The organism is Limnohabitans sp., from assembly GCF_040400975.1.
Classification (GTDB): Bacteria; Pseudomonadota; Gammaproteobacteria; order Burkholderiales; family Burkholderiaceae_C; genus Limnohabitans_A.
This window is the reverse complement of sequence record NZ_JBBAPF010000008.1, coordinates 74,364-95,111: the sequence shown is the minus strand read 5'-3', so window position 1 is coordinate 95,111 and position 20,748 is coordinate 74,364. Positions and strand designations below refer to the sequence as shown.

The 20,748-nt window shown below is 61.1% G+C and carries 20 protein-coding genes and 4 riboswitches; of the genes, 10 read left to right on the top strand and 10 right to left on the bottom strand.

The window, feature by feature from the left end; all coding sequences use genetic code 11:
- Nucleotides 1-1,302, bottom strand: coding sequence for an O-acetylhomoserine aminocarboxypropyltransferase (locus tag ABWQ00_RS07115; protein ID WP_353237977.1), 1,302 nt, complete (start codon nucleotides 1,300-1,302; stop codon nucleotides 1-3).
- Between the two features lie 114 nt (nucleotides 1,303-1,416).
- Between ABWQ00_RS07115 and ABWQ00_RS07110 the strand changes: the two genes are divergently transcribed.
- From ABWQ00_RS07110 to ABWQ00_RS07095, 4 genes are read left to right on the top strand one after another with little or no spacing between them, the layout of a single operon-like run.
- Nucleotides 1,417-1,884 carry a CBS domain-containing protein gene (locus ABWQ00_RS07110; RefSeq protein WP_353237976.1) on the top strand — a complete coding sequence of 156 codons (468 nt, stop codon included), beginning with the start codon at nucleotides 1,417-1,419 and terminating at the stop codon, nucleotides 1,882-1,884.
- A gap of 45 nt (nucleotides 1,885-1,929) precedes the next feature.
- Nucleotides 1,930-3,027: a chorismate synthase gene (aroC, locus tag ABWQ00_RS07105; RefSeq protein WP_353237975.1), complete on the top strand. Its 1,098-nt coding sequence runs from the start codon at nucleotides 1,930-1,932 to the stop codon at nucleotides 3,025-3,027.
- A 3-nt stretch (nucleotides 3,028-3,030) separates the two neighbouring features.
- Complete coding sequence (locus ABWQ00_RS07100; RefSeq protein WP_353237974.1) at nucleotides 3,031-4,197, top strand: MFS transporter; 1,167 nt, start codon at nucleotides 3,031-3,033, stop codon at nucleotides 4,195-4,197.
- Nucleotides 4,184-5,068: an alpha/beta fold hydrolase gene (locus ABWQ00_RS07095; RefSeq protein ID WP_353237973.1), complete on the top strand. Its 885-nt coding sequence runs from the start codon at nucleotides 4,184-4,186 to the stop codon at nucleotides 5,066-5,068. The genes ABWQ00_RS07100 and ABWQ00_RS07095 overlap by 14 nt, the downstream gene beginning before the upstream one ends.
- A 32-nt stretch (nucleotides 5,069-5,100) precedes the next feature.
- Here the strand turns inward: ABWQ00_RS07095 and aroQ are convergent, their stop codons facing one another.
- Entirely contained in the window at nucleotides 5,101-5,538 is a 438-nt protein-coding gene (aroQ, locus tag ABWQ00_RS07090) for a type II 3-dehydroquinate dehydratase (RefSeq protein WP_353237972.1), read from the bottom strand.
- A gap of 100 nt (nucleotides 5,539-5,638) precedes the next feature.
- Between aroQ and ABWQ00_RS07085 the strand changes: the two genes are divergently transcribed.
- Genes ABWQ00_RS07085 through ABWQ00_RS07065 form a run of 5 tightly spaced genes read left to right on the top strand, consistent with a single transcriptional unit; the run spans nucleotide 5,639 to nucleotide 8,808 of the window.
- Nucleotides 5,639-6,295: a DsbA family oxidoreductase gene (locus ABWQ00_RS07085; RefSeq protein WP_353237971.1), complete on the top strand. Its 657-nt coding sequence runs from the start codon at nucleotides 5,639-5,641 to the stop codon at nucleotides 6,293-6,295.
- Nucleotides 6,296-6,309: 14 nt separating this feature from the next.
- Nucleotides 6,310-6,954, top strand: coding sequence for a histidine phosphatase family protein (locus ABWQ00_RS07080; protein ID WP_353237970.1), 645 nt, complete (start codon nucleotides 6,310-6,312; stop codon nucleotides 6,952-6,954).
- Nucleotides 6,951-7,334 carry a thiol-disulfide oxidoreductase DCC family protein gene (locus ABWQ00_RS07075; RefSeq protein WP_353237969.1) on the top strand — a complete coding sequence of 128 codons (384 nt, stop codon included), beginning with the start codon at nucleotides 6,951-6,953 and terminating at the stop codon, nucleotides 7,332-7,334. Before ABWQ00_RS07080 ends, ABWQ00_RS07075 begins: the two co-directional genes overlap by 4 nt.
- Nucleotides 7,334-8,113, top strand: a complete 780-nt coding sequence (locus tag ABWQ00_RS07070) for a formylglycine-generating enzyme family protein (protein ID WP_353237968.1) — start codon at nucleotides 7,334-7,336, stop codon at nucleotides 8,111-8,113. The genes ABWQ00_RS07075 and ABWQ00_RS07070 overlap by 1 nt, the downstream gene beginning before the upstream one ends.
- Complete coding sequence (locus tag ABWQ00_RS07065; RefSeq protein WP_353237992.1) at nucleotides 8,113-8,808, top strand: SDR family NAD(P)-dependent oxidoreductase; 696 nt, start codon at nucleotides 8,113-8,115, stop codon at nucleotides 8,806-8,808. The genes ABWQ00_RS07070 and ABWQ00_RS07065 overlap by 1 nt, the downstream gene beginning before the upstream one ends.
- Before the next feature lie 23 nt (nucleotides 8,809-8,831).
- Here ABWQ00_RS07065 and ABWQ00_RS07060 read toward each other — a convergent pair whose 3' ends face one another.
- Complete coding sequence (locus ABWQ00_RS07060) at nucleotides 8,832-10,757, bottom strand: B12-binding domain-containing radical SAM protein (RefSeq protein ID WP_353237967.1); 1,926 nt, start codon at nucleotides 10,755-10,757, stop codon at nucleotides 8,832-8,834.
- Between the two features lie 164 nt (nucleotides 10,758-10,921).
- Between ABWQ00_RS07060 and ABWQ00_RS07055 the strand changes: the two genes are divergently transcribed.
- On the top strand, nucleotides 10,922-12,073 hold the full coding sequence (locus ABWQ00_RS07055) for a J domain-containing protein (RefSeq protein ID WP_353237966.1): 1,152 nt from the start codon (nucleotides 10,922-10,924) through the stop codon (nucleotides 12,071-12,073).
- On the opposite strand, the gene ABWQ00_RS07050 is transcribed toward ABWQ00_RS07055, so the two are convergent.
- The 7 genes from ABWQ00_RS07050 to ABWQ00_RS07020 form a co-directional block, all read right to left on the bottom strand.
- The gene (locus tag ABWQ00_RS07050) at nucleotides 12,054-12,536 is read right to left on the bottom strand and encodes a GNAT family N-acetyltransferase (RefSeq protein ID WP_353237965.1); all 483 of its coding nucleotides are present in this window, start codon (nucleotides 12,534-12,536) and stop codon (nucleotides 12,054-12,056) included. The genes ABWQ00_RS07055 and ABWQ00_RS07050 overlap by 20 nt on opposite strands.
- Before the next feature lie 2 nt (nucleotides 12,537-12,538).
- Nucleotides 12,539-13,798 carry a D-amino acid dehydrogenase gene (locus ABWQ00_RS07045; RefSeq protein WP_353237964.1) on the bottom strand — a complete coding sequence of 420 codons (1,260 nt, stop codon included), beginning with the start codon at nucleotides 13,796-13,798 and terminating at the stop codon, nucleotides 12,539-12,541.
- A gap of 64 nt (nucleotides 13,799-13,862) precedes the next feature.
- Nucleotides 13,863-13,964: riboswitch (glycine riboswitch) on the bottom strand.
- Between the two features lie 11 nt (nucleotides 13,965-13,975).
- Nucleotides 13,976-14,065: riboswitch (glycine riboswitch) on the bottom strand.
- Between the two features lie 36 nt (nucleotides 14,066-14,101).
- Nucleotides 14,102-17,020, bottom strand: coding sequence for an aminomethyl-transferring glycine dehydrogenase (gene gcvP, locus ABWQ00_RS07040; protein WP_353237963.1), 2,919 nt, complete (start codon nucleotides 17,018-17,020; stop codon nucleotides 14,102-14,104).
- Between the two features lie 19 nt (nucleotides 17,021-17,039).
- A complete protein-coding gene (gene gcvH / locus ABWQ00_RS07035) occupies nucleotides 17,040-17,405 on the bottom strand; it encodes a glycine cleavage system protein GcvH (protein WP_353237962.1) in 366 nt (121 codons plus the stop codon).
- 115 nt (nucleotides 17,406-17,520) lie between these two features.
- A complete protein-coding gene (gene gcvT, locus ABWQ00_RS07030; RefSeq protein WP_502908092.1) occupies nucleotides 17,521-18,696 on the bottom strand; it encodes a glycine cleavage system aminomethyltransferase GcvT in 1,176 nt (391 codons plus the stop codon).
- Between the two features lie 9 nt (nucleotides 18,697-18,705).
- Nucleotides 18,706-18,838, bottom strand: a riboswitch (glycine riboswitch).
- Nucleotides 18,839-18,848: 10 nt separating this feature from the next.
- Nucleotides 18,849-18,966: riboswitch (glycine riboswitch) on the bottom strand.
- 9 nt (nucleotides 18,967-18,975) lie between these two features.
- Nucleotides 18,976-20,253, bottom strand: coding sequence for a TRAP transporter large permease (locus tag ABWQ00_RS07025; RefSeq protein ID WP_353237960.1), 1,278 nt, complete (start codon nucleotides 20,251-20,253; stop codon nucleotides 18,976-18,978).
- Entirely contained in the window at nucleotides 20,250-20,744 is a 495-nt protein-coding gene (locus tag ABWQ00_RS07020; protein ID WP_353237959.1) for a TRAP transporter small permease, read from the bottom strand. The genes ABWQ00_RS07025 and ABWQ00_RS07020 overlap by 4 nt, the downstream gene beginning before the upstream one ends.
- Nucleotides 20,745-20,748 lie beyond the last annotated feature (4 nt).

Genomic DNA, 20,748 nt, shown 5'->3' with positions numbered 1-20,748 from the left:
TCAGGCTCCTGCTTTCTCTGCCGCTTTGAGTGCCTTTTTCAGGTCTTCGATCAGGTCGGCCGGGTCCTCCAGGCCAATTGACAAGCGGATGGTGCCCGGGCCGATGCCGCCTGCGGCCAGTGCTTCGTCCGTCATGCGGAAATGCGTGGTGCTGGCCGGGTGGATCACCAGGCTCTTGGCATCGCCCACATTGGCCAGGTGGCTGAAGACCTTGAGTGCCTCGATGAAGGCTCGGCCTTGCTGGCGGCTGCCGGCGATGTCGAAACTGAAGACCGAGCCTGCGCCACGCGGCAAGAGTTTTTGCGCCAGCGCGTGGCTGGGGTGGCTCTCCAGCATGGGGTGGCCCACGCGGCTGACCAGCGGGTGCGCGGCCAGAAACTCGACCACTTTGGCCGTGTTCTCCATGTGCCGCGCCATGCGCAAGGGCAGGGTCTCGATGCCTTGCAGGATCAGCCAGGCGCTGTGTGGACTCAGGCAGGCGCCAAAGTCGCGCAGGCCCTCGCGCCGAGCCCGCAACAAAAACGCGCCCACGGTGCTCTCTTCGCTGAACACCATGTTGTGAAAGCCCGCATAGGCCTCGGTCAGTTCAGAGAACTTGCCCGAGCGCTCCCAGTCAAAGCTGCCGCCATCGACCAGCACGCCGCCGATCACGGTCCCGTGGCCCGACAAAAATTTGGTAGCCGAGTGGTAAACCAAGTCGGCCCCATGGTCGAAGGGCTTGATCAGCCAGGGCGAGGTCAGGGTGGAGTCCACCAGCAGCGGCACCCCCGCTTCGTGCGCGATGGCGCTCACCGCCTCGATGTCCAGCACGTCCATGCCGGGGTTGCCCACGGTTTCGCCAAAAAAGAGTTTGGTGTCGGGTTGCACCGCGGCGCGCCAAGCGTCCAAATCGCCAGGTTTGACAAAAGTGGTGCGGATGCCAAAGCGGCTCAGGGTGTAGTGCAGCAGGTTGTGTGAACCGCCGTACAAAGCGCTGGAGGCCACGATGTGCGAGCCCGCACCCATGAGGGTGGCAATGGCCAGGTGCAGCGCCGCTTGGCCGCTGGCGGTGGTGATGGCACCGATGCCGCCTTCAAGGGCCGAGATGCGCTGCTCCAGCACGGCGGTGGTGGGGTTGCTGATGCGGCTGTACACATGGCCGGCGCGCTCCAGATTGAAAAGGGCGGCGGCCTGGTCGCTCGACTCGAAGACGAACGAGGTCGACAGGTGCAAAGGAACGGCGCGCGCGCCGGTGGTCGGGTCGGGGCCAGCCCCGGCATGCAGCGCCAGGGTGTCAAAGCCAGGGTTGGAATAGCCGGGCATGTGGGGTGTCTCTCCAAGGGGTTTTCTGAAAGCGCAAACCGCTACGCACAGATGCCATTGTGGGCTATATTGAAGCCTCTTCACCGTCACACGCTCGCCATCCGGAGAACCACCATGCAAGTCAGCGACATCCTGCGCGTCAAAGGCAACACCCTGTTCACGGCTCAACCTGACCAACCCCTCATGGACGCGGTCAGCTTCATGGCCGACAAGGACCTGGGCTCGCTGGTGGTCATGGACAGGGGCCAGGTGTCGGGCATGCTGACTTTCCGTGAGGTGATTCAGCAGATTGTGAAAAATGGTGGGCAAGTCGGCAACACCTTGGTGAGCGAGGCGATGGAAGCCAAGCCCTTGGTCTGTTCTGGCGCCACCGAGATCGACGAGGTGCGCCGCATGATGCTGGAGCACCATGCCCGGTACATGCCGGTCATGGACGACCAAATGCTGATGGGTGTGATCAGCTTTTACGACGTGGCCAAAGCCGTGGTGGACAGCCAGAATTTTGAAAACACCATGCTCAAAGCCTACATCCGTGATTGGCCCGACGCTTCCTCTTCAGACGCGGGAAACGCCAAGCAGTGAAGCCTGTTGCAGCGGTGTGAGCCCGCTCTGGGATAATCCGACCCCATGAGCGGCAATACCTTCGGAAACCTATTCAGCGTCACCAACTTTGGTGAGTCCCACGGCCCAGCCATCGGCTGCGTGATCGACGGCTGCCCCCCCGGCATGCCCTTGAGCGAGGCCGACATCCAGCCTGATCTGGACCGCCGCCGCCCTGGCACCAGCAAATTCGTGACCCAGCGCAACGAGCCCGATGCGGTGCAGATTCTCTCGGGCGTTTACCAAGGCCTGACGACCGGCACCCCGATTTGCCTGCTGATCCACAACACCGACCAGCGCAGCAAGGACTATGGCGACATCCTGCAAACCTTCCGTCCTGGTCATGCCGACTACACCTATTGGCGCAAATACGGCCTGCGCGACCCACGGGGCGGTGGTCGCTCGTCGGCGCGCTTGACGGCCCCCATGGTGGCCGCAGGCGCAGTGGCCAAGAAGTGGCTCAAGGAAAAGTTTGGTACCACTTTTGTCGGTTGCATGACCCAGATCGGCGAGGTGCCGATTGGCTTTGAGAGCTGGGACCATGTGCCGAACAACCCGTTTTTTGCCCCAGTGGCCGATGTGTCGGCGCTGGAGGACTACATGAACGCGCTGCGCAAGTCGGGCGATTCGTGCGGTGCGCGGTTGCGCTTGGTGGCGCGTGGCGTGCCTGTGGGCCTGGGTCAGCCGCTGTTTGACAAGATCGACGCCGACATCGCCTTTGCCATGATGGGCATCAACGCCGTCAAGGGCGTGGAGATCGGTGCAGGGTTTGGCTGCGTCATGCAAAAAGGCAGCATGGCGGGCGACACGCTCACACCCGAGGGCTTTGTGGGCAACAACGCGGGCGGCGTGCTGGGCGGCATCAGCACCGGACAAGACATCGAAGTGTCGATCGCCATCAAGCCCACCAGCTCGATCCTGATTGCCCGCGATTCGATCGACTCAAGCGGTCAGCCCACCGAAGTCATCACCAAAGGTCGCCACGACCCCTGCGTGGGCATCCGCGCCACGCCGATTGCAGAAGCCATGTTGGCCCTGGTCGTCATGGAGCACGCCTTGCAGCACCGCGCCCAGTGCGGCGATGTCGAGCACGCGCAGGCCCCGATCGCTGCGACCAAGCCCTAAGGCATGACGTCACGCCGTCAGCTTTGGCCTTTTGCCGCCTTGTCGGCCAGTTACTTTGCTCACATCGGGTTTTTCAACCCGTATTTGCCGCTGTGGCTGCAAGACATGGGCTTGAGCTTGCTGACCATCAGCGTGCTGACGGCTGTGCAGGCCACCACCCGTTTGTTTGCCCCGTACGCCTGGGGCGCCATCAGTGACCGAACGGGTGAGCGCGTCAAGTTGCTGCGCATTGGCGCCGGGGTGGCCTTTGCCACGGCTTGCTTGCTGTTTGGGGATTGGGGGCCGCTGGGCCTGGGGCTGGTGCTGCTGCTCATGTTCACCCACACCAGCGCCATGATGCCCATGAGCGAGGCGGCCATGGCCCACCTGGTCAGCCGGGGCGGGGCATTTGACACCAAGCGCTATGGGCGGGTGCGGCTGTGGGGATCCATGGGTTTTCTGGTCACGGTGTTTGCGGCGGGGGCCTGGTTCGAGGCCTTTGGCATGCAGCACTTTCCGGCGTGGACGGTGTTGACCCTGGGCGCGGTGCTGCTGAGTGTGTGGTGGATGCCTGATCTGAAAGAGACCACCCACCACACGGATGCGCATGTCCCTGTATGGCCTGTCTTGCGCCAAAAGCCGGTATTTTGGTTTTTCTCTTCCACGTTTTTCCATGTGCTGTCGCACATTGGGGTGTACGTTTTTTTCTCGCTTTACCTCGATTCGCTGGGTTACAGCAAAACCATGATCGGCTTGTTGTGGGCCGTCTCGGTGGCGGTCGAGATCGTCTGGTTTTTCACCCAGTCGCGCTGGTTGCCGCGCATGCCTTTGGCGGCTTGGCTGGTGCTGTGCTCGGCCGTGATGGTGCTGCGGATGCTGATGACCGCGACTTGGGCCGATGTGTTGTGGGTTTTGCTGCTGGCGCAAACCCTGCACGCCATCACCTTTGCCACGCACCACACGGCCTGCATTGCACTGATATCGCAACATTTTTCCGGGCGCTTGCGTGGTCGCGGGCAGGCGCTGTACACCGTGATCGCCTACGGCTTCCCTGGCGTGTTGGGCGCCTTGTTGGGCGGCTTGGTCAGTGAGCGCTGGGGCTTGCAGAGTGTCTTCGTGCTCAGTGTGCTGACCAGTGTGGTGGCCACGATGGCGGCGTTTAAAGTTTGGCGCTTGCATGAACCCGTTTGAATGTCCTGATTTCTTACCCGCCGATCTGCGCTTGTCGCTGGGTGGTGCCACACGTCTGCACACCATTTGCGAGGGCAGCCGCACGGTTTGGCACGCTTGGGGACTGCCCTCACAGCCCGCAGTGGTTTTGCTGCATGGCGGCAGCGGCAGCTGGACGCACTGGGTTCGCAACATCGCCCCATTGCAAGCGGCAGGCTGGCGGGTGTTGGTGCCCGACTTGCCCGGTTTTGGCGACTCGGACTTACCGCCCGGCTGCACCGATGTGGACGCTATGCCCGCCCACCTGCATGCAGGCTTGCAGCAGCTGCAAGCCCGTGGTGAATGTGGCGTTCAGGTCCGGGTGGTGGGCTTTTCTTTTGGCGGCATGGCGGGCGCTTTGTGGCTGGCCGCGCACCCGCAAGACGCAGAGCAATTGGTGCTGGTCGGCGCGCCGGGCATGGGTCTGGCGACGTCGCAGCGGGTGCCCCTCAAAGGCTGGCGGCATTTGCCCACGCCCGAGGCACAGAACCAAGTGCACCGCCATAACCTGATGGCGCTCATGCTCGAATCGCCCACCGCTTTGGACGACTTGGCATTGAGCTTGCATGCCGCCAATGTGCAGCGCGACCGCATGCCGCGTAGGCGCTTGTCGTCGACCGACATCGTGGCACGTGCCTTGCCTCAATTGCTCGTGCCAGTCAGCGCCATTTTTGGTGAGCACGATGCTTTGTACCGGGAGCGCTTGTCAGAACTCCAAGAAGCCATGCCCCACATGGCACAAAGCTGGGGGCAGTGGCACACCGTGGCGGGTGCTGGGCATTGGGTGCAATACGAAGCTGCAACGGCTTTTGATGCGGCCATGTTGGCCTGCCTTCGCGCTGATCTGACTTAGAAGCCTGGCGGTCTGCTCGGCCAAGTACGGCTTTATTTGCCGATGGCCGACACCGCTGCGCGCAGGCCCAGCAGATAGCTGTCCACACCAAAACCAGCAATTTGGCCTTTGGCTATGTCGGCGATCACCGAGTGGTGGCGAAACGCTTCACGGGCGTGGATGTTGGACATGTGCACCTCGATGATGGGGCACTTGAGGATGGCCAGCGCATCCCGGATGCCGTAGCTGTAATGCGTCCAAGCTCCGGCGTTGATGACCACGGCCTGCACGCCATCGGCGTGCGCGCGGTGGATGCGTTCGGCCATCTCGCCTTCAAAGTTGGTTTGGTAGCACTCGACCTGCGCACCCAGTTCAAGGCCCAAGGCGGTCACTTGGGTGTTGATTTCGTCCAATGTGGTCGTGCCGTACTGGGCCGGGTCGCGTTTGCCGAACATGTTCAGGTTGATGCCGTGCAGGACAAGGATCTTCATGGTGGGGCTCTATCGCTCGAAGGATCATGGGAATTGGGTGGCTTGGATGCGATTGTCGGTGATTTACGGCAATATCCGAAGCCTTGCTTGAAAGTGCGCCATGACCCCTTTGAAAATCGATTTTGTTTCCGACATTGCCTGCCCTTGGTGCGCAGTGGGTTTGGGGGCGCTGGAGCAAGCCCTGGACCGCCTGAGTGCCGAAGTTCAGGCCGAACTGCACTTTCAGCCCTTTGAGCTGAACCCGCACATGCCCCCCGGTGGCCAAGACTTGGGTGAGCACCTGACACAAAAGTACGGGTCCACGCCTGAACAGCAAGCCCAGATTCGCCAAACGATTGCCGCACGCGGAGCTGAAGTGGGTTTTGCGTTCCATCCAGCGGGTCGGGGCCGTGTTTACAACACCTTCAACGCCCACCGCTTGCTGCATTGGGCCGAGGCCCAAGGGGTTGGCGCCCAGCACCGCCTGAAAAAAGCTTTTTTAGAGGCCTATCAAGGCCGCGCCGAGTGCATGGAAGACCCTGAGGTTTTGTTGGCGGGCGTGGCCGCAGCAGGCCTGGATGTGGGCGCAGCCCGCGAGGTGCTGCAAAGCGATGCGCTCACCCAAGAGGTGCGCGAGCGGCAACAGTTCTATACCCAAGCGGGCATCCGTTCGGTGCCTGCGGTCATCATCAATGACAAGCACTTGATCTCGGGCGGCCAGCCGGTCGAGGTGTTCGAGCAAGCCCTGCGGCGTATCGCCTTGGGCGAAGTGGATTGAGCAGGGGCTCGCACATGAACCCACCATTCAAGCGACCAGCTGCAAACCACGAGACGCCGATGGTCTGCACTTCACGGCGCAGACTTTTGGGCCAATGGCCTGCGGCGGCGGCCTTGACCCTGATGGGCATCTCGGGCTTGGTGCAGGCGCAGCCTGAGCGCAGCGCTGCAGCGGCCGAATTGCTGCGCCTGTGGCGCCAAGGCGGCGGCGCGCTGCTGATTCGCCATGCCGCGACCGAGGCGGGCTTGGGCGACCCGGCGGGATTCACTTTGGGCCAGTGCCGCACCCAGCGCAATTTGAGCGAAGCGGGCAGGCAGGCCTCGCAGGCTTTTGGAGCTTGGCTGCTAGCCCAAAAGTTCAAGCCTGATGCGGTGCTGAGCAGCCAGTGGTGCCGCTGCCAAGACACGGCGCGACTGGCTTTTGGGCAGGTCGAAGATTGGCCAGCCTTGAACAGCACCTTCGCCGGGCAGGGCGATCCGGCTGCGCAGCAAAAGGCCTTGCTGGCCCGTTTGCGTGGATTGCCCCAAGGGCGCACCGAGGTGTGGGTCACGCACCAAGTGATCATGACCGGCCTGACAGGGGCCTACCCCAGCATGGGCGAGGGCTTTTTGGTCGATCGCCAAGGCCGTTTGCTGGCCCGAGCGGAGCTCGCCCCATGAGCGGCCTGCACAGTTTGACCGTCTACTTTGACGGCTCGTGCCCCATGTGCCGGCGCGAGATCGCCATTTACCGGCGTTTGCCCCAAGCGGCTGCCATTGATTGGGTGGATGTGAGTGCTGGGGCCGAACTGGGCGACTTTCTCAGCTGCGCACAGGCGATGGCCCGTTTCCATGTGCGCGACCGCCAAGGCCGCTTGTACAGCGGCGCGGCAGCGTTCTCGCAAATGTGGCGCATGTTTCCGGGTTGGCGTTGGCTGGGCTGGCTGTCGGCCTGGCCACCTTTGTCGTGGCTGTTTGAGGCCGCTTACCGTTTGTTTTTGCCGTTGCGGCCCTCTTTGCAAAAGTGGGTGAGGCGCGGCTTGGGTGAGGAGAAATTGTGATGACCAGAGGCTTGAAGGGTTCTGTGCCCGCAGTGGTTGGCTTGGGTTTGATTGGCGTATTGGCATTGACGGGCTTGCCCCATGTCCTGGCCCAAGTCCCCAGCCCTGTTGGCGAGAAAGTGACATTGGGTCCCTGGGCCATCGATCGCACCGAGGTCACCATCGGTCAATTTGAGCGCTATGCCCGCGCCACCGGCACCGTGACCCGCGCAGAAAAAGAGGGCGGTGGTTTTGAGTACGGCGCAGGCTGGGAGCGGCGGCCCGGTTGGTCTTGGCGCAAGCCCGATGGTGTGGCCCCTGCCAGCCCCGATTTGCCCGCCGTGCACCTGGATTTTATCGAGGCACAGGCTTACTGCCGCTGGGCAGGAGGCCGCCTGCCCACGGGTGCTGAATGGCAAAAGGCGGGGTTCACTGAATTGCGAGATGCACCGCCTGCGCCTTGGGTGAAGGGCCGAACTTACCCTTGGAGCACAGGCGATAGCCCACAAGGTGCCAACACCAGCGATCCCGATCCTTGGCCACGTGCCGCACCCGCCGGAGCGACTCGGGCGGGCGTCAATGGTTTGTTCGACATGGGGGCCAATGCATGGGAGTGGACCACCGATGCGCGGGGGAACGAAAGGCGCACGGTCGGAAGCTCTTGGTGGTATGGCGCTTACAACATGAAAGCCGATGTTCAAGCCTATAAGCCCGCAGACTTTTATGCGGTCTACATCGGTTTTCGCTGCGTTTACGACCTGTCACCTGCTGTGCCCAGTTCGACCCGGGTCAAGCCATGATGAGCTCTTTGCCTGAGGGCTACCGGGCGCTGGTCGTGGGCGCCACCGGGGCGATTGGCGGGGCTTTGATGCAGCAACTACAAGCTGACCCGCGTTGTGCGGCGGTGGTGGGTGTGTCACGTCAAAGTACACCAGACTTGGATCTGCTGAGTGAGCCCAGCATAGAGGCCTGTGCCCAGGCCTTGGAGGAGCAGGGTCCGTTTCATGTGGTGCTGGACGCCACTGGGGCCTTGACGCTGAATGGGCGAGGCCCAGAAAAAAGACTGGACGAGTTGGATGCCGCGCACTTGCTCAATGTGCTGCACCTGAACGCTGTGGGCCCTGGCCTCTTGCTCAAGCACTTTGCGCCCTTGCTGGCTTCTGGGCAGCGGGTGATTTGGGGCAAATTATCGGCGCGGGTGGGCAGCATCGAAGACAACCGAAAAGGCGGCTGGTACGGTTACCGGGCGGCCAAGGCGGCGCTCAACATGCTGCTGCAAACGGCGACGATCGAGTTGTCGCGACGCAGGCCGCTTTTGGTGGTGGCCGCCTTGCAGCCGGGCACGGTGCAGTCGGCATTGAGCCAGCCCTTTGTGGGCCAAGATGCCCTGCACCCAAACGAGTCAGCCCAGCGCTTGTTGGCCACGCTCAATGGCTTGCAGCCCACCGGGCGCGCCCAGTTTGTAGACTATCAGGGGCAGCACATCCCTTGGTGATGCGCCCAAGCAGAGGGCCTTGATCAGCCCAGCGCCTTGGCAATCTTGTGGCGCGGCACGGTGGTTTTGGGGCACTGGCCTTTGGGCAGCTCAAACCACTGGCGCACATCGTTTTCCACGCCCACGCCGTGCATGAAGTTGTAGATGGCTTTTTTCAGGCCCTGGCCCAGCAGGTCGTGGTCCACGCCCGGGGGCATGGGGGTCGGGTCGACAAACCCCACATCGTTTTTGGCAAAAGTGCCCTCGGGCAGGGGCAATAACGTCACGCCATAGGCCTCGGGGTTCAGGCCAACGGGTGAGTGCACGGTGCAGACAAAGCGGTGGAAAAAACCGCTGTGGATGCAGCCGTTTTCAAACAACTGTCGCACGTATTCGAGCGCGTCTACCGTGTCCTGCACGGTCTGCGTGGGAAAGCCGTACATCAGGTAGGCGTGCACCAGCACGCCCGCATCGGCAAAACCTTTGGTCACTTGCGCCACCTGCTCGACCGAGACGCCTTTTTTCATCAGGCTGAGCAAGCGGTCAGACGCCACTTCGAGCCCGCCCGACATGGCAATGCAGCCGCTTTGCGCCAGCAGCTCGCACAGCTCGGGCGTGAAGGTTTTCTCAAAGCGGATGTTGCCCCACCACGAGATTTGTACGCCCCGGCGCAGCAGTTCTTCGGCCAAGGCTTTCAAGGCTTTGGGCGGCGCGGCCTCGTCCACAAAATGAAAGCCGGTCTGGCCCGTTTCGGCCACGATCTGCTCGATGCGGTCCACCAGCGTGCTGGCCTGCGCGGTTTCGTAGCGGCTGATGTAGTCCAGGCTCACATCGCAAAAGCTGCATTTCTTCCAGTAACAGCCGTGCGCGACGGTGAGCTTGTTCCAGCGCCCGTCACTCCACAGCCGGTTCATGGGGTTGAGCATGTCCAGCAATGACAGGTATTTGTGCAGCGGCAAGCCGTCCCAAGTGGCTGTGCCCACCTCTTCAAACGGGATGTCGGGCTCTTGCAGATGGATGTACTGCACCTGGCCAGCGTCGTTGCGCACAAATGTGCGCTGCAAGCGCAGCTTGCTGCGCTGGCCTTGCAAATGCTCGATCAGGCTGAGCAATGGGCGCTCACCGCCGTCGAGCGTGACGAAGTCCACATGGTCAAAGACGCGAGCGTCTTTCAGCTCTCGCAGCTCGGTGTTGACAAAGCCGCCGCCTAAGCCAATGCGGATGGCAGGGTGTGACCGCTTGATGCATTGGGCGATGCGAAAGGCCGCATAGACCGAGCCCGGGAAGGGCACAGACAGCAACACCAGCGTGGGCTGATGCCGTTCAACGGCCTCCAGCGCCAGGCGCTCCAGTGTCGTGTCGATCAAATGGGGAGGCTGGGCCAAGGCTTCGGCCAATGCGTCAAAGCTGGGCTGGCTGGCAGCCAGACGTTCGGCGTATCGCACGAATTCAAAGCCTTCGTCGACCGCATCGCGCAGCACGTCCGCCAAGTCGTTGAGGTAAAGCGTGGCCAGGTGCCGGGCGCGGTCGGTCTGACCCAGAGCGCCAAAAGCCCAGCCGATCGGGTCGCCTGTGCCATCGTCCTCATACGCATCGAGCGCGGCAAAGCGCGGGCCTTCGGGCAAAAAGCCCCGGCTTGCAACCCGGTGGCTGAGCGTACTGTCGCGGCCTTGCAAAAAAGCGATGACCGGGTCGATGCTGACGGCGTAGTCATGGAAGTGGTCGAGAAAGAAATTCACCGGGCCTGAGCGTTCTTCGACCGGCAAAGCCAGCGCCGCATCACGCAAATCGGTCAGGCCTTTTTTGTTCAGCAAGGCCAGCACGGTGGCCAGGGCCAGGTCTTCTTGCACCGCATCGAAACCCCTTGCACGCAAAAAACCCGTCAGGTAGGCCGTGGACGGGTAGGGCGTGTTGAGCTGCGTCATCGGCGGGATGAGGCTCAGGATTTTGAACGGGGCGGGGCTGGGCATGTGCGGTGTTGATGGATCGGTGCGTGATTATCAACGGGCAGCGCACATGTCCGCCTTCAGACGAAGGGACGGGCCACAAGGCCGCGTTAACATGCCACAGCTTATTCAACAGGTTCATCAGCATTCGCCGGATGGATTTCTTTCAGAGAACGCCCTGTCCCGAAATGTCCTCTCATGCTGCACCTTCCCTGTCGACCTTGATGGTGAAAGCCTCGGCGCAAGAGAAACTGAGTCCCGCACAACAGCGCTTCAACGACTTGCTGGAACGGATTGAGCGGCTTTCGGTGCAGATCCAGCGACTGCAGGCATGGTCTGACAAGCACCGTTATGCGCACATTCAGAGCCTGCGAGAGTCGGTGCAGCTGGCGCAAACGCACCGCAAAAGCCTGCTGCTCTTTGTGCATGAACGTCTGCAAACAGCAGACCTCACGGACCGGCAGCAAGGCATGGCACGGGGCATGGTGCGTGGCTTGATCGACCATTTGGCTCCCATGGCCGACCCGCAAGTGCAGTCGCTGGCCGATGTGTATGTGAGCGAAGAGGACACCCAAGAAGAGGCTCAAGAACAGGCCGAGGCGGCGCAGCGCTTGCGCGAGCGCATCGAAGAAGCGCTGGGCCAACCCATTGAAAAGCCGGACCAATACCAAACGCCCGAAGAGATGATGCAAGCGGGCATGCGCCAATGGCAACGCCAGCAAGAGGCCGACGAGCAACGCAAAGCGGCCAAGCGTGCCGCCCGAAAGGCGCAAAAACAAGCCCAAAAGAAATGTGCTGCCGCCGAGAAAGGCGAAGTGCCTGCGGCGCTGATGCGCGCGCTGGATGCCAAAAGTGCCATCCGAACCCTCTTTCGGCAACTGGCCAGTGCTTTGCACCCAGACCGCGAGCCCGATGAAACTGAACGCCTGCGCAAAACCGCGCTGATGAGTGAGGTCAACGCCGCCTATGAAAAAAACGACCTCACCACTTTGCTGCGCCTGCAAATGCAGGTGACGCAAGGTGCACCCCAAAACAAGGCAGGCGCGGCACGCATGGCTGACGACAAGTTGATCGCCATGTCGGTATTGCTCAAGGAACAGGTGTCGGCGCTGCAAGATGATCTGGACGAGTTGCAAAGCCGCTTGAGCCAAGAGTTGTGCGTGCCGGTGCGCGCCGATGCCGACGAGGCGACGATGACGCAAGCCCTGCAGCGCATCCAGGCCGACCAGCGCCACAGCGCCGACAGCTTGGCGGCCGATTTACGACGCATTCAGAACGATACCGAGCTCAAGCGCTGGCTCAAAGAGCAGTGGCAGTTGGCTAAAGCCACTTCTGCATGAAGCTGGCTTGTCCCGCGGCGGGGTCGAGCGCGTAAGGCTCAAAGCCAAAGCCCAGATAACTTTTTAAGGCCCGGGTGTTACCCGTCAGCACTTCCAACGTCAGCTTGCAGCAGCCGCGGACTTTGGCGTGCTCCTCGGCAGCCGCCAGCAAAGCCTGGCCAACGCCTGCACCCCGGTGACCCGGTAGCACAGCGATGTCGTGGATGTTCATCAGGGGCTGCGCCTTGAAGGTCGAATAGCCCTCGATGCAGTTGATGAGCCCCACCGGGGCATCGCCCAGCCAGGCGATGAAACTGGCCGCATCGGTGCGTGCGGCCAGGTCATCGCACAAGCGCGCTTTCACATCCTGCGCCAGTACTTCGCCCCCGCCCATGGGGTCTTGGGCATAAGCGTCTAAAAGCATCACCAAGGCATTGCGGTGGGCCGGATTTTGGTAATCGACGGGCAGGACGTGAAGTGGCATGGTCAGGCGGTGGCAGGGGTCATGAAGGAGCGCACATTGTCCTTCATGCCCGCCATCACGTGGCCTGCCAATTGGTGCGCTGTGATTGCGCTGAGCGTCCAGCCCAGGTGTCCGTGGCCGGTGTTGTAAAACACATTGGCTTTTTTGCCCGCCCCCACGCGCGGCAGCATGTTAGGCATCATGGGGCGCAGGCCTGCCCAAGGCACCACTTTGCGGGTGTCGATGTCTGGGAAGCACTGGTTGACCCACTGAATCAGGGGCTGGATGCGGTCGGCGCGGATGTCCAGGTTGATGCCGTTGAACTCGGCGGTGCCCGCGACGCGAAACCGGTCATCGCCCAGACGGCTGGTGACCAGCTTGGTCTCGTCGTCGAGCAGGCTGACCTGCGGCGCCGCAGCCTGGCTGGCACCGTCAGGCAGGTTGACGGTGATCGAGTAGCCCTTCACAGGGTAGATGTTCAGGCGGTCACCCAGCTGCGCGGCCAAGCGCCGGCCATGTACGCCTGCACAAATCACAATGCCGTCAAAGGTCAACGAGTCGGTATCACCGGCATGCTTGACCTGCACGAAAGCGCTTTGGCCGTTGGCGGCCACGCTCAGGACTTCGTGTTCGTTCAGGATCTTCACACCCAGGCGTTCGCAAGCTTTGGCCAGGCCGTAGGTGAACTTGTGGATGTCGCCGGTGGAGTCGCTTTCGGTGAAGTAGCCACCGTAGTAATGGCCGTGCAGTGTGGGCTCAATGGCTTTGATTTCCTCGGGCGTCACCGCGCGGCGGGGCAAGCCGCCCTGGGCCAGCAGCTTGGAGACTTCGCCCGCATGGTCAAAGCCCTTTTTGTCGCGGTAAAAATGCAGGATGCCTTCGCGCTTGTGGTCGAACTCGATGCCTTCGGCTTGGGCCCAGGCAAAGTGGTGTTCCCGCGATTCAATGGCCAGTTGCGCGGTGGCTATGGTGTTGTCTCGGTACTTGGGCATGGCAGCCATGAACTCGGCCATCCAGCTGAGCTTGTGCCAGGTGGGGGTGGGGTTCATCAGCAAAGGGGCATCGCTTTTGAGCATCCACTTCAGGCCCTTGATGATGGTGGAGGGGTGGGTCCAGACTTCGGCGTTGGAGGCCGACAGTTGGCCACCATTGGCATAGGATGTTTCCATGCCGGGGTAGCGATTTTTTTCGATCAGGGTGACGTCAAAACCCTGTTGAACCAGGGCATACGCGGAGGTGACGCCCGTGATGCCGCCGCCGATGACAACCATGTGTTTTTTCATGGAGCTTTTCTCTCTTTGATTCGTCTCAAACAAGTGGGCAAGCGGCACACCGGATGTGTGCTGCATGACCCCCTCTGTTTGAAACCTGAGAGATTCACCTCGTATGAGGCTTGCTCCTGCGGTGGTCCCGGGTGACGAACCCGGGTCGCTCTTCAGAGTGTGTGGCGCTTGGAGCGCCGTTTCGCATCGGTCCTTTTGCCTGAGAGTTTCCGGGGTGGTTGCTCCTTCGGCGCTGTCTGAGGTGACAGTCTCTCCCGATGCGGGTATTTGATTTTGAAGTGTGGGTCTTCCTTTGTGGGTGGATCAGGCGTACTCGCCCACCGGGATGCAGCTGCAAAACAGGTTGCGGTCGCCGTAGACGTTGTCGACCCGACCCACCTGAGGCCAGTACTTCACGCTGCCCGGCACGCGCTGGGCTTGCGCCGAGCCGACTTCGCGGCTGTAGGGGCGGGCCCATTCGCTGCCCAGCAGGCTGTCTGCGGTGTGCGGCGCGTGTTTCAGCGGGTTGTTGTCCTGTGGCCAGGTGCCGGCTTCGACTTGGCGGATTTCCTCGCGGATGGCGATCATCGCGTCGATGAAGCGGTCAAGCTCTTCGAGTGTTTCGCTTTCGGTGGGCTCGACCATCAGGGTGTTGGCCACAGGGAAGCTCAGCGTGGGCGCGTGAAAGCCGTAGTCCATCAGGCGCTTGGCCACGTCTTCGGCCATGACGCCGCAGCTTTCCTTGAAGTGGCGCAGGTCCAAGATGCACTCGTGGGCCACATGGCCGTTGTCACTGGCGTAGAGCGTGGGGTAGTGGGCGCTGAGGCGCTTGCTGATGTAGTTGGCCGCCAAAATCGCAGCCTCGGTCGCGTGCTTCAGGCCCTCGGCGCCCATCATGCGGCAGTACATCCAGCTGATGGGCAGCACGGCGGCATTGCCCAAGGGGGCAGCGCTGACTGCACCCACACCGTTGACCGGCACGCCACCTGTGGCGTGACCCGGCAGATAGGGCACCAAGTCTTCGACCACACAAACCGGGCCGACGCCGGGGCCGCCACCGCCGTGCGGGATGCAGAAGGTTTTGTGCAGGTTCAGGTGGCTCACGTCGCCGCCAAACTCGCCGGGCGCGGCCACGCCCACCAGGGCGTTCATGTTGGCACCGTCCACGTACACACGACCACCGTGCTGGTGCACCAGCTCGCAGAGCTGCTTGACTTGGGTCTCGAATACGCCGTGTGTGCTGGGGTAAGTGATCATCACAGCGGCCAGATTCGCGCTGTGCTGCTCGCACTTGGCCTGCAGGTCGGCCATGTCCACGTTGCCGTTTTCATCGCACTTGGTGACCACCACGGTCATGCCGACCATTTGAGCGCTGGCCGGGTTGGTGCCGTGCGCGCTGGACGGGATCAGGCAGATGTTGCGGTGGCCCTGACCTTGGGCGCGGTGGTAGGCCTGGATAACCAAGAGACCAGCGTATTCGCCTTGTGATCCGGCATTGGGCTGCAAGCTGATGCCTTTGTAGCCGGTGGCTTGGCACAGCCAGTCGCGCAGCTGCTGGTCCAGCTGGGCATAGCCCTTGAGTTGATCAGCCGGGGCAAAGGGGTGCACATGGGCAAACTCGGGCCAGGTGATCGGGATCATCTCGCTGGTGGCGTTGAGCTTCATGGTGCAGCTGCCCAGCGGGATCATGCTGCGGTCCAGCGCCAGGTCCTTGTCGGACAGCTGACGGATGTAGCGCAGCATGCCGGTCTCGGAGTGGTAGCGGTTGAACACTGGGTGCGTGAGGAAGGCGCTGGTGCGGCGCAGCGAATCGGGGATGAGCGGGGCGATGCCTTTTTCAAAGGGATCCCACTTTGGCAGGGGCTGACCCTCTTGGGCGAACACTTGCCAGAGCAGGTTCACGTCGTCCCGGGTGGTGGTTTCGTCCAGCGACACACACAGGTACTCGTCCCACATCACCCGAATGTTCACGCCACGCTGGACAGCACGCTGTGCCAATGCGCGTGCGCGGTCGGCGCCGACATGCAAGCACAGCGTGTCAAACGCATGCTCGTGCAAAGGGGTGTAGCCCATGCCTTGGAGTCCAGCGGCCAGCACCGAGGTGAGGCTCGCCACGCGCTGCGCAATGCGCTTCAAGCCCTGCGGGCCGTGGTACACGGCGTACATGCTGGCCACCACGGCGGGCAACACTTGCGCGGTGCAAATGTTGCTGGTCGCTTTTTCGCGGCGAATGTGCTGTTCGCGGGTTTGCAGTGCCAAGCGGTAAGCTGGGTTGCCATGTGCATCCACACTCACGCCCACCAATCGGCCAGGCAGCGAGCGCTTGTATTCGTCACGGCAGGCCATGAAGGCGGCGTGCGGGCCGCCAGCGCCCATGGGCATGCCAAAGCGTTGGGTGGTGCCGACCACGATGTCGGCACCGTGGGCACCACCACCATCCCATTCGCCCGGCGGCATCAGCAGGGTCAGCGCGAGCAAATCAGCGGCAACAATGTAAGCCGCGTTCTTGGCGTGCACTTTGATGGTGTCCCCAGTGTCTTGACCCAAGCGTCCGGTGGTCGATGGGTACTGCTCCAACACTGCAAAATAATCGTCGCCTTCCAGCAACTCGTTCCACTGCGCTTCGCTCTCGGCCAGGACCACTTCGATGCCCAGCGGCTCTGCGCGTGTGCGGATCACCTCGATGGTCTGTGGGTGTGCGTCGCCCGCAACGATGAAGCGATTGCCCTTGGCTTTGACCGAGCGCTTGGCCAGCGTCATGGCTTCGGCCGCCGCAGTGGCTTCGTCCAGCATCGAGGCATTGGCAATCGGCATACCCGTCAGGTCGCACACCATGGTTTGGAAGTTCACCAGCGCTTCCATGCGACCTTGTGAAATTTCGGCTTGGTAGGGCGTGTAGGCGGTGTACCAAGCGGGGTTTTCCAGGATGTTGCGCAGGATCACACCTGGCGTGTGTGTGCCGTAATAGCCTTGACCGATGTGGCTTTTGAGGAGGCGGTTTTTTTGCGCCAGGGTTTTGAGTTCGGCCAACGCGGCAGCCTCGGTCACCGGGGCGGGCAAGTCCATGGCTTGGGCGCGGGCGATGCTGCGCGGCACGATGGACTCGATCAGGGCGCGGCGCGAGGCCTCACCGATCACGCTGAGCATGTGCTGTTCGTCGGCAGCGCTGATGCCAATGTGGCGGGCGATGAATTCGGATGGGTTTTCGAGTTCGCCCAAGGGCTTGAGGGTGGACATCAGCATGCGCAACTCCGTTAAAAAATCAACCAGCAGAGAATTTGTTGTAAGCCGTTTCGTCCAACAGGGCATCGGTCTGCGACGGGTTGGACAGCTTGACCTTGAAGAACCAGCCTTTGCCCAGTGGGTCGGTGTTGGCCAGTGACGGGTCGCCGCGGAGTTCTTCGTTGACTTCGGTGACTTCGCCGTCCACGGGCATGTAAACGTCGGCGGCGGCCTTGACCGACTCGACCACGCCAGCGACTTCTTTGGCTGCAAAAGACTTGCCGACTTCAGGCAGGTCCACAAACACCACATCGCCCAGCGCATCTTGCGCGTGGTGGGTGATGCCGACGACGGCGGTGTCACCGTCAATTTGCAACCATTCGTGGTCTTCGGTGTACTTGATCATGTGGGGGCTCCTTGTGTGTTGGGGAATTGAATTGGGGTCAGATCCCAATTGTTTGGCTTGGACGGGTGTGTGGATTTAATTGGGATCTGACCCCGATTAACGATTCAATGAGCCTTTAGCCGCGGAAATAGCGGTTGGGCACGAAGGGCAGGGCGCTGACTTCCATGGGCACGGCTTTGCCGCGCACCATGGCGTTCAGGCGTGTGCCTGCTGGCGCATATTTTGCCTGCACATAGGCCAGCGCCACGGGCCGATCGGCGGTGGGGGCGAGCAGGCCGCTGGTGACCTCGCCTACCTTCTGGCCCGCGTCGTTGTGCAACTCGACATGCTCGCGCACCGGCACACGTTCCAGGCCCACCAAGCCCACACGCAAGCGCTGCGCCGGGGCTGTGCCGTCGAGCTGAGTCAAAATTTTGCCGGCACCGGGGAAGCCGCCCGCCCGCGCACCACCTGTGCGTCGCACTTTTTGCATGGCCCAGTTCAGGCCCGCTTCAACCGGGGTGGTGGTGGTGTTGATGTCGTTGCCGTACAGGCACAGCCCGGCTTCCAGGCGCAGAGAGTTACGGGCACCCAGGCCAATCGGCTTGACCTCGGGCTGTGCCAGCAAGCGGCGGGCAAAGGCTTCGGCGGCGTGGGCGGGCAGGGAGATTTCGAAACCGTCTTCGCCGGTGTAGCCGCTGCGGGTCACGTACAGGTCTGCGCCGTCTACTTCAAAAGCTGCTCCGGTCATGAACACCAGTTTTTCCACACCAGGCAACAGACGCTGCAAAGCGATCACGGCTTGCGGGCCTTGCAGGGCCAGCAAGGCGCGGTCAAATTGAGGTGTGATGGTGCAGCGGCTGCCCATGCCCTCTTGGATGTGGGCCAAATCGCCGTGTTTGCAGGCACCGTTGACGATCACAAAAATATCGCCACCGGTGGCCACATCGCGGTTCACAAACATCAGGTCGTCGATGATGCCGCCCTCGTCATTGAGCAACAGGCCGTAGCGCTGTTTGTTGACGCCCAGGCCGATCACGTCCACCGGCATCAAGCTTTCAAAGGCAGCTGCGGCGTCTGGGCCGCTCAGGCACAACTGGCCCATGTGCGAGACGTCGAACAAGCCTGCCGCGTTGCGGGTGTGGTGGTGCTCGGCGACCAGGCCAGCAGGGTATTGCACCGGCATGCTGTAACCGGCAAAAGGCACCATGCGTGCGCCCAGCTCGGTGTGTAAAGCGTGCAAAGGGGTGGTGAGCAAGTCGGCAGCAGCGGTCACAAAAAACTCCAAGGGCAATGAAAAACCACAGCACATGCTGTGGCGCTTGCCCTCGCTGTCCGCTTTACCTGAGAGATTCGCCGGTAACCTTCAGCCCAAAAGCCAAACGTTCTGCGGGTTGCTCCTTCGGTGGATGCCGTGGATCGATGTCCCGGCACCTCTCTCCAGTGAGGTAACGCTTTGAAAAAAGCGTTTTGTCAGTCCTTTTGCCTGAGCGTTCAGCAGTTTTTCAAACCGCCTGCGCCTTCGGCGGCCTGACTTGTTTCACAAGGGAAGACAAGTCAGGCACTCTCCTGACAGAATTTGATTCTAGCTTTATTTGTTGAAAACCAGATCCCGCAAGGTCAAGGAAATGGAGGGTACATAACTGATCAGCATCAGACAACCCAAAATCACTCCAATAAAAGGGATCAGGTCTTTGATGACACGGTCCAGTGATATTTTGGCCACAGTACACGCTGCAAACAGGTTGACACCAAAAGGCGGGGTGACCATGCCCAGCGCCAAGTTCACCACCATGACCATACCCAGGTGCACGGGGTCGATGCCAAAGTGGACAGCCACCGGAACCAAGATCGGAGCCAAAACGAGGATGGCTGCGCCTGTTTCGATGAACATGCCGATGATGAACAAGGCAATGTTGATGCCCAGTAAGAAATAGGCGGGCGACTGCAAAACTTGCTGCAACCATGTACCAATCGCCTCAGGAGCGCCTGCACGCGTCAACAAAAATGCGAACAAGCCCGCGTTGGCAATGATGAACATGATGACCGAACTGGAAATCACCGATTTGCGCAAGATGTTGTAAATGTCTTTGATACCAATTTCGCGGTAGATGACAGTGCCCACAATGAAGGAATAAAACACCGCTACAGCTGCCGCTTCTGTGGGGGTAAACACCCCACCGTAGATGCCACCCAGCACGATCACCGGCATCAGAAGGGCCCAGCCGGCTTGCCATGTGGCATTGCCAAAACTCAGACGCCCATCACCATCGTTTTTACCCCAACCTTTGTATTTTGAATAAAGCCATACAAACAACATCAAGGCTCCGCCAATGAGTAGACCAGGGCCGACTCCAGCGACGAACAGTTCGCCAATCGAGACTTCGGCACTCACGCCGAACAAAATCATGGGAATGGACGGGGGAATGATCACGCCAAGCTCCGCCGAGGTGGCTTGCAAAGCGGTGGCCCAGGGCTTGGGATAGCCGTGTTTGATCAAGGCCGGAATCAGGATCGCGCCCACGGCGAAGGTGGTGGCCACCGACGAGCCCGAGACGGCTGCAAAAATCATGCAGGTCAGCACGCAGGTCATGGGCAGGCCACCTTGCACACCGCCCACGATGCTCTTGGCGAATTCCACCAGACGGCGAGATATGCCGCCGGTCTCCATCAGGTTACCGGCCAAGATAAAAAACGGAATGGCCGCCAAGGGGAATTTATTGATGGAGTTGAACATTTCCTTGACAGAAATGAGCATGTTGGCATTAGCCATCTGAATGCCAAGAATGGAAGACAGACCGATGGATACCGCCACAGACACTGTCAATGTAAAACACAACAGCATCGTTAAAAGCATGGCAAAACTCATTGTGCGGCCTCCAATTCCATGCGCTGCGGGTCCAACCAAAAACCGATGATGCCGATGATGCTGAAGGCTGCGCCCACCGGCAAAGCCAAATAAGCCCAGAACATGGACACACCCTCGAGTCCAATCATGGACTGAACGCCGCCTCGTTTAGCGTAGTCCGAACCCCACCACAAAATGACGCCGCAAAGGGTCAGAGCCGCAATCGCCACCACACTGTCCAAAACGCGGCGCATGCGATCACCACTTAAGCGGTAGAGCATGTCCACGCTCACCATGGCCCCTTGCCGAAAAGCTGTAGGGATACCCAAAAACACCATCCAGATCAGGCAAAAGCGTATCAACACTTCGGTCCATTCTGCGGGGGACTCGATGATAAAACGGGTAAAAATTTGGTGAATGCCAAACCCTGATGCCAAAGCCATCATGACGCAGGCAACCATCATCGACAGGGAAGTTGTCCAGTGCTCGAAGCGCAAAAAGAGATGTTTCATCGGC

Bases quoted from the DNA above. Each gene is read 5' to 3' on its own strand.
- ABWQ00_RS07085 (WP_353237971.1), top strand. From the start codon at position 5,639: ATGACCCCTTTGAAAATCGATTTTGTTTCCGACATTGCCTGCCCTTGG.
- ABWQ00_RS07065 (WP_353237992.1), top strand. From the start codon at position 8,113: ATGAGCTCTTTGCCTGAGGGCTACCGGGCGCTGGTCGTGGGCGCCACC.
- ABWQ00_RS07050 (WP_353237965.1), bottom strand. From the start codon at position 12,536: ATGCCACTTCACGTCCTGCCCGTCGATTACCAAAATCCGGCCCACCGC.
- gcvT (WP_502908092.1), bottom strand. From the start codon at position 18,696: ATGTGCTGTGGTTTTTCATTGCCCTTGGAGTTTTTTGTGACCGCTGCT.
- ABWQ00_RS07095 (WP_353237973.1), top strand. From the start codon at position 4,184: ATGAACCCGTTTGAATGTCCTGATTTCTTACCCGCCGATCTGCGCTTG.
- gcvP (WP_353237963.1), bottom strand. From the start codon at position 17,020: ATGCTGATGTCCACCCTCAAGCCCTTGGGCGAACTCGAAAACCCATCC.
- ABWQ00_RS07070 (WP_353237968.1), top strand. From the start codon at position 7,334: ATGACCAGAGGCTTGAAGGGTTCTGTGCCCGCAGTGGTTGGCTTGGGT.
- ABWQ00_RS07110 (WP_353237976.1), top strand. From the start codon at position 1,417: ATGCAAGTCAGCGACATCCTGCGCGTCAAAGGCAACACCCTGTTCACG.
- ABWQ00_RS07075 (WP_353237969.1), top strand. From the start codon at position 6,951: ATGAGCGGCCTGCACAGTTTGACCGTCTACTTTGACGGCTCGTGCCCC.
- ABWQ00_RS07025 (WP_353237960.1), bottom strand. From the start codon at position 20,253: ATGAGTTTTGCCATGCTTTTAACGATGCTGTTGTGTTTTACATTGACA.
- aroC (WP_353237975.1), top strand. From the start codon at position 1,930: ATGAGCGGCAATACCTTCGGAAACCTATTCAGCGTCACCAACTTTGGT.
- ABWQ00_RS07055 (WP_353237966.1), top strand. From the start codon at position 10,922: ATGTCCTCTCATGCTGCACCTTCCCTGTCGACCTTGATGGTGAAAGCC.
- ABWQ00_RS07115 (WP_353237977.1), bottom strand. From the start codon at position 1,302: ATGCCCGGCTATTCCAACCCTGGCTTTGACACCCTGGCGCTGCATGCC.
- gcvH (WP_353237962.1), bottom strand. From the start codon at position 17,405: ATGATCAAGTACACCGAAGACCACGAATGGTTGCAAATTGACGGTGAC.
- ABWQ00_RS07060 (WP_353237967.1), bottom strand. From the start codon at position 10,757: ATGCCCAGCCCCGCCCCGTTCAAAATCCTGAGCCTCATCCCGCCGATG.
- ABWQ00_RS07080 (WP_353237970.1), top strand. From the start codon at position 6,310: ATGAACCCACCATTCAAGCGACCAGCTGCAAACCACGAGACGCCGATG.
- ABWQ00_RS07045 (WP_353237964.1), bottom strand. From the start codon at position 13,798: ATGAAAAAACACATGGTTGTCATCGGCGGCGGCATCACGGGCGTCACC.
- ABWQ00_RS07020 (WP_353237959.1), bottom strand. From the start codon at position 20,744: ATGAAACATCTCTTTTTGCGCTTCGAGCACTGGACAACTTCCCTGTCG.
- aroQ (WP_353237972.1), bottom strand. From the start codon at position 5,538: ATGAAGATCCTTGTCCTGCACGGCATCAACCTGAACATGTTCGGCAAA.
- ABWQ00_RS07100 (WP_353237974.1), top strand. From the start codon at position 3,031: ATGACGTCACGCCGTCAGCTTTGGCCTTTTGCCGCCTTGTCGGCCAGT.